This window comes from Citrobacter sp. S55_ASV_140, assembly GCF_018919505.1.
GTDB lineage: Bacteria > Pseudomonadota > Gammaproteobacteria > Enterobacterales > Enterobacteriaceae > Citrobacter > Citrobacter werkmanii.
The window spans coordinates 1-6,862 of sequence record NZ_JAHLQZ010000201.1 but is presented as its reverse complement, the minus strand read 5'-3'; the positions used below and the strand labels follow the sequence as shown (position 1 = coordinate 6,862).

The 6,862-nt window shown below is 51.3% G+C and carries 7 protein-coding genes; 2 read left to right on the top strand and 5 right to left on the bottom strand.

The genetic code is table 11. From position 1 onward, the window contains the following. On the top strand, positions 1–369 hold a 369-nt coding region (locus tag KQJ18_RS20150), incomplete at its 5' end, for an MFS transporter (RefSeq protein WP_216422581.1). A 51-nt stretch (positions 370–420) separates the two neighbouring features. Here the strand turns inward: KQJ18_RS20150 and leuD are convergent. The 5 genes from leuD to leuL form a co-directional block, all read right to left on the bottom strand. Then, positions 421–1,026, bottom strand: coding sequence for a 3-isopropylmalate dehydratase small subunit (gene leuD, locus KQJ18_RS20145; RefSeq protein WP_085048317.1), 606 nt, complete (start codon positions 1,024–1,026; stop codon positions 421–423). 10 nt (positions 1,027–1,036) lie between these two features. Continuing rightward, positions 1,037–2,437, bottom strand: coding sequence for a 3-isopropylmalate dehydratase large subunit (gene leuC, locus KQJ18_RS20140; protein ID WP_038637175.1), 1,401 nt, complete (start codon positions 2,435–2,437; stop codon positions 1,037–1,039). A 2-nt stretch (positions 2,438–2,439) separates the two neighbouring features. Further along, positions 2,440–3,531: a 3-isopropylmalate dehydrogenase gene (gene leuB / locus KQJ18_RS20135; RefSeq protein ID WP_006686687.1), complete on the bottom strand. Its 1,092-nt coding sequence runs from the start codon at positions 3,529–3,531 to the stop codon at positions 2,440–2,442. Continuing rightward, positions 3,531–5,102, bottom strand: coding sequence for a 2-isopropylmalate synthase (gene leuA, locus KQJ18_RS20130; protein ID WP_121528578.1), 1,572 nt, complete (start codon positions 5,100–5,102; stop codon positions 3,531–3,533). The genes leuB and leuA overlap by 1 nt, the downstream gene beginning before the upstream one ends. 89 nt (positions 5,103–5,191) lie before the next feature. Continuing rightward, positions 5,192–5,278, bottom strand: coding sequence for a leu operon leader peptide (leuL, locus tag KQJ18_RS20125; RefSeq protein ID WP_048998978.1), 87 nt, complete (start codon positions 5,276–5,278; stop codon positions 5,192–5,194). 654 nt (positions 5,279–5,932) lie between these two features. On the opposite strand from leuL, the gene leuO reads away from it, so the two are divergent. Then, positions 5,933–6,862 (top strand): transcriptional regulator LeuO (leuO, locus tag KQJ18_RS20120; protein ID WP_216422580.1); only part of this gene is annotated, 930 nt, incomplete at its 3' end.

Sequence of the window (6,862 nt, the reverse complement as noted above, 5' to 3'; positions counted from 1 at the left end):
GCGGGCTACTACGTGAAACGCTTTGGTAAGCGGCGCATGATGATCGCGGCCGTGGCGGCGGGCGTACTGTTTTATCTTGGTCTGATCTTCTTTCACAGCCGCACGGCGCTGCTGGTCCTGCAACTGTTTAACGCGGTATTTATCGGCATTATCGCCGGAATAGGAATGCTGTGGTTTCAGGATCTGATGCCGGGGCGTGCGGGATCGGCGACCACATTGTTTACCAACAGTATTTCAACGGGCGTGATTCTGGCGGGAGTGATTCAGGGAGCGGTGGCGCAAAGCTACGGGCATTTTGCCGTTTACTGGGTGATTGCGGCGATTTCGGTGGTCACGCTGGTGATGACCGGGCGGGTGAAGGATGTTTGATTTATAAAGTGCCGGATGGCGGCGTAACGGCCTAATCCGGCACAACAATGACTAGCGCATAAACGCGGGCTGCCTGTCTTCGTATTCGGTGATGGCGGCTTCGTGCTGCAGCGTCAGCCCGATGCTGTCCAGACCGTTCAGCATGCAGTGGCGACGGAAGTCATCGATCTTAAAGCTGTAGGACTTATCGCCCGCTTTGACGACCTGCGCCACCAGATCCACTTCAAATGTAATCCCCGGATTGGCTTTCACCAGGGTAAACATTTCATCGACCTGCGCGTCGCTCAGGGTTACCGGCAGCAGTTGGTTGTTGAAACTGTTGCCGTAGAAGATGTCGGCGAAGCTTGGCGCGATCACTACTTTAAAGCCGTAGTCGGTCAGCGCCCACGGCGCATGTTCGCGTGAAGAGCCGCAGCCAAAGTTTTCCCGCGCCAGCAGAATCGACGCGCCTTTATATTCCGGAAAGTTCAGCACAAACTCTGGATTTGGCTGTTGACCCTTTTCGTCCAGGAAACGCCAGTCGTTAAACAGATGGGCGCCAAAACCGGTGCGTGTGACCTTCTGCAAAAACTGTTTCGGGATAATTGCATCGGTATCGACGTTGGCGGCATCCAGTGGGACAACCAGGCCGGTATGCTGGGTAAATTTCTCTGCCATGGTAGTTTCCTTATTTGATGCTGCGAATGTCGGCGAAGTGGCCGGTAACGGCGGCGGCGGCGGCCATCGCCGGGCTGACTAAATGCGTGCGGCCACCGCGGCCCTGACGACCTTCAAAGTTACGGTTGCTGGTGGATGCGCAGCGCTCGCCTGGGTTCAGGCGGTCATTATTCATGGCCAGGCACATGGAACAGCCCGGTAAGCGCCATTCAAATCCTGCTTCGATAAAGATCTTGTCCAGACCTTCCGCTTCCGCCTGCGCTTTCACCGGACCAGAACCCGGCACCACCAGTGCCTGTACGCCCGGCGCGACTTTGCGCCCTTTGGCGATTTCCGCCGCGGCGCGTAAATCTTCAATGCGCGAGTTGGTGCAGGAACCGATAAACACTTTATCGATAGCCACTTCTGTTAACGGAATGCCCGGTTTCAGCCCCATATACGCCAGCGCTTTTTCCGCCGATGCGCGCTCAACGGGATCGGTAAATGATGCCGGATCGGGAATATTATCGTTCACCGAGATCACCTGACCCGGATTCGTTCCCCAGGTTACCTGCGGCGCGATCTCTTCTGCTTGCAGAGTGACGACGGTATCAAACGTTGCGCCGTCGTCGGTTTGCAGCGTTTTCCAGTACTCAACCGCGTGGGCAAAATCCTCGCCCTTCGGTGCGTGTAAACGACCTTGCACATAGTTAAAGGTGGTTTCATCCGGTGCGACCAGACCCGCTTTGGCCCCCATTTCAATGGCCATGTTACACAGGGTCATGCGGCCTTCCATGCTCAGCGCACGGATGGCTTCGCCGCAAAATTCAACCACGTGCCCGGTACCGCCCGCGCTACCGGTTTTACCGATAATCGCCAGCACGATATCTTTCGCCGTGATGCCCGGCGCGGCCTGGCCGTTGACTTCAATCTTCATGGTTTTGGCGCGACCCTGTTTCAGGGTTTGCGTTGCCAGCACGTGTTCAACTTCTGAAGTGCCAATACCGAACGCCAGCGCGCCGAATGCGCCGTGGGTGGCGGTGTGGGAGTCGCCACAGACGATGGTCATTCCCGGCAAGGTCACGCCTTGCTCAGGCCCCATCACGTGGACAATACCCTGATACGGGTGATTCAGGTCGTACAGTTCAACGCCAAATTCATTGCAGTTTTTGATCAGTTCCTGCATCTGAATACGCGCCATTTCGCCGGAGGCGTTAATGTCTTTGGTCTGCGTTGAGACGTTGTGGTCCATGGTGGCGAAGGTTTTACCCGGCTGGCGCACCTGACGGCCATGCGCGCGCAGACCATCAAACGCCTGCGGGGAGGTGACTTCATGCACCAGATGGCGGTCGATATACAGCAGCGGGGTTTCGTTTTGCGCCTCAAAGACGACGTGCGCATCAAATAATTTTTCGTATAACGTTTTGGCCATGATTACACCCCTTCTGCGACGTAACGGGCAATGATATCGCCCATTTCATCGGTACCGACTGCGGCAGCGCCACGGGCCAAATCACCAGTGCGAATGCCTTCTTCTAATGCGCGGTTAATGGCGCTCTCAATTGCGGTTGCCGCATCGTTGGCATCCAGGCTGTAGCGCAGCAGCAGCGCCAGCGACAGGATCTGGGCGATAGGGTTAGCAATGTTTTTCCCGGCGATATCCGGGGCGGAGCCGCCAGCAGGCTCGTACAGACCAAAACCCTGCTCGTTCAGGCTGGCGGATGGCAACATACCCATTGAACCGGTGATCATGGCGCACTCGTCAGACAGAATGTCGCCAAACAGGTTGGAGCACAGCAGGACGTCGAACTGGGAAGGATCTTTGATCAACTGCATTGTCGCGTTGTCGATGTACATATGCGCCAGTTCAACGTCCGGGTATTCATTGGCAATTTCATTGACGATTTCACGCCACAGAATAGAGGTTTGCAGCACGTTAGCTTTATCAATCGACGTGACTTTACGGCGACGCTGGCGAGCTGACTCAAACGCGATACGGGCAATACGTTCGATCTCGAAACGGTGATATACCTCGGTATCAAATGCTTTTTCATGTTGCCCGCTGCCTTCGCGGCCTTTTGGCTGACCGAAGTAGATCCCGCCGGTCAGTTCACGCACGCACAGGATGTCGAAACCGTTAGCGGCGATATCGGCGCGCAGAGGACAAAACGCTTCCAGCCCCTGGTACAGCTTTGCCGGACGCAGATTGCTGAATAATTTGAAGTGCTTACGCAATGGCAGCAGCGCACCGCGTTCAGGCTGCTGGTTTGGCGGCAGGTTTTCCCATTTCGGACCGCCAACGGAGCCAAACAGAATGGCGTCAGCTTGCTCACAGCCTTCAACCGTAGCCGGCGGCAGCGGCTGACCGTGGTTATCAATGGCGGCGCCACCCACGTCGTAGTGGCTGGTGGTAATGCGCATGTTAAAACGGTGGCGAATTGCGTCCAGTACTTTCAAGGCTTGCGCCATCACTTCCGGGCCAATACCGTCACCCGGCAAAACAGCAATATGGTAATTCTTCGACATCACACGGTTTCCTTGTTGTTCTCGTTGTTCTGAGCTTTGCGTTGCAATTCTTTTTCGACTTCTTCGGCGCGCCAGATATTGTTCAGCACATGGACCATCGCTTTGGCGGAAGACTCGACGATATCCGTTGCCAGACCGACGCCGTGGAAGCGGCGACCGTTATAGTTGGCGACGATATCCACCTGACCCAGCGCATCTTTACCGTGCCCTTTGGCGGTCAGGCTGTATTTCACCAGTTCGACGTTGTATTCCGTCACGCGGTTGATGGCCTGATAAATGGCATCAACCGGGCCGTTACCGTTCGCCGCTTCGGCTTTGACGTCTTCACCGCAGGCCAGCTTGACGGAGGCAGTAGCAATGTCATTTGAGCCGGATTGCACGCTGAAGTAATCCAGACGGAAATGTTCTGGCTCTTCCTGCTGTTTGTTAATAAAGGCCAGCGCTTCCAGGTCGTAATCAAATACCTGACCTTTTTTATCCGCCAGCTTCAGGAAAGCGTCGTACAGGTTGTCCAGATTATATTCACTCTCTTTATAGCCCATCTCATCCATGCGGTGTTTCACCGCGGCGCGTCCGGAACGGGAGGTCAGGTTCAACTGTACCTGATTCAGGCCGATGGATTCAGGCGTCATGATTTCGTAGTTTTCACGGTTTTTCAGTACGCCGTCCTGATGAATGCCGGAGGAGTGAGCAAAGGCGCCGCTACCGACAATCGCTTTGTTAGCCGGAATGGGCATGTTACAGATTTGGCTCACTAACTGGCTGGTACGCCAGATCTCCTGATGATTAATGCGGGTCTGTACGTTCAGGATATCTTTGCGCACTTTGATCGCCATGATCACTTCTTCCAGGGAGCAGTTACCAGCGCGTTCGCCGATACCGTTCATCGCGCCTTCCACCTGGCGCGCTCCGGCGTGAACGGCAGCCAGCGCGTTGCCGACGCCCAGGCCTAAATCATCATGGGTGTGTACGGAGATGATGGCTTTATCGATATTCGGTACGCGTTCATACAGACCGGAAATGATTGCGCCAAATTCGAAAGGCATGGTGTAACCGACGGTATCGGGAATATTGATGGTTTTGGCACCCGCATTAATGGCGGCTTCTACTACGCGAGCCAGGTCTGCGATAGGAGTACGGCCAGCGTCTTCGCAGGAGAATTCCACGTCATCCGTGTAATTACGCGCTCGCTTAACCATATAGACAGCTCGCTCGATCACCTCATCCAGCGTGCTGCGTAATTTTGTTGCGATATGCATCGGCGAGGTGGCGATAAACGTATGAATGCGGAAAGCTTCAGCGACCTTCAGGGATTCAGCTGCAACATCGATATCTTTTTCAACGCAGCGCGCTAAGGCGCAAACACGGCTGTTCTTAACCTGACGAGCAATGGTCTGTACTGATTCAAAGTCACCTGGTGAAGAGACCGGGAAACCCACTTCCATCACGTCAACGCCCATGCGCTCAAGGGCCAGCGCAATCTGCAGTTTTTCTTTCACACTCAGGCTTGCCTGTAACGCCTGTTCTCCGTCGCGTAAGGTGGTATCGAAAATAATGACTTGCTGGCTCATGGTTTAGGTCCTTGGTCTTTAGGGCGCCTTGCTTCGAGCATAAAAAAACCCGCGCAACGGCGCGGGTTTCTGTCTTAACTGGAGCTGACTTAATGCTGAATGTCGTCCACCAGTCTACCGCGCAACGAAGATGCGTTTAGTAGTAGTAGACCGTTGAAACGAGCAATGTAAGTCATCAATTAAGCTCCAGGCGAATGCGATATGCTTTTAGTGGTACTGGATATGAACTCCGATGTCAACCCCATCCCTTGTAAATGCCCCTGTAGCAGATAAAAGTTTAGGCAAAACTTAAGCGAATTGTGCTGAATTTGTTGGCGTATATAAAATTAATCTGCTGATGCTTGTACATAATTTTCATGGTTTGACATATTTAAGCATATTTATTCGCATTTATTGTAACGGTTCGTTGAAGTCGATGGCGCGATTAAGATTTTATATCTTTATGATTTGTCTGTTTTTATAGCAATACTGAATAGATCGGGGCACAGCGGAAGGACATGATTGATAAATTAATGTTAACTTTTAATGTATTAATAATATAAACATTTAATTAAAACTTAAATATACATTCATGATGTGTATGATTGTATATTCGCCATGCTTATGGTTATATTGTTTTTGAAATTTAAACATATGAATCATCGTGCAGTGACCTCTGCCACACTGCGCTCGCATTGCTGTTTTGTTCATTTAGGTTTGTACCTTTATGTTTTCCTAATTTTAATGTTTTTCCTTTTTCTTATTTTATATGCATGGTAAATCATATTAGCGGAGGTTATTTCTTTACTCCGTCTGGGAAAAGGGAGTTTAGAGTGACAGTGGAGTTAACTATGCCAGAAGTAAAAATAATAGATAAACCCAATCTTTTAGAGCCAGGAAAACCGCAACTTCGCATGGTTGACCTTAATCTTTTAACCGTTTTTGACGCGGTAATGCAGGAACAGAATATTACCCGCGCTGCGCATACCCTGGGGATGTCGCAACCAGCGGTCAGTAATGCGGTAGCGCGCCTCAAGGTCATGTTTAATGATGAGCTTTTTGTTCGTTATGGTCGGGGGATCCAGCCGACAGCAAGAGCTTTCCAGCTATTTGGTTCCATTCGTCAGGCATTGCAATTAGTGCAAAACGAACTGCCTGGATCGGGTTTTGAACCAGCCAGCAGTGAACGTGTTTTCAATCTCTGCGTATGCAGCCCATTAGATAATATCCTGACATCGTTGATTTATAATCGGGTTGAACAGGTCGCGCCAAACATTAATGTCATATTTAAATCTTCACTTAATCAAAATACCGAGCATCAGCTGCGTTATCAGGAAACAGAGTTTGTTATTAGCTATGAAGAATTCCGTCGTCCAGAATTCTCAAGTATTCCGTTATTCAATGATGAAATGGTATTAGTGGTAAGCAAAAAGCATCCGCGCATTAGTGGTCCATTATTGGAAAACGATGTTTATAATGAGCAACACGCGGTGGTTTCGCTGGATCGCTTCGCATCTTTCAGTCAGCCGTGGTATGACACGCCGGATAAACAATCCTGCGTCGCTTACCAGGGCATGGCATTAATTAGCGTTCTTAATATTGTGTCGCAAACGCATCTGGTCGCTATTGCGCCACGTTGGTTGGCAGAAGAGTTCGCTGATTCTTTAGAACTTCAGATATTACCTTTACCTTTAAAATTGAACAGCCGTACATGTTATCTTTCCTGGCATGAAGCTGCAGGCCGGGATAAAGGACATCAATGGATGGAAGAGCTGTTAGTC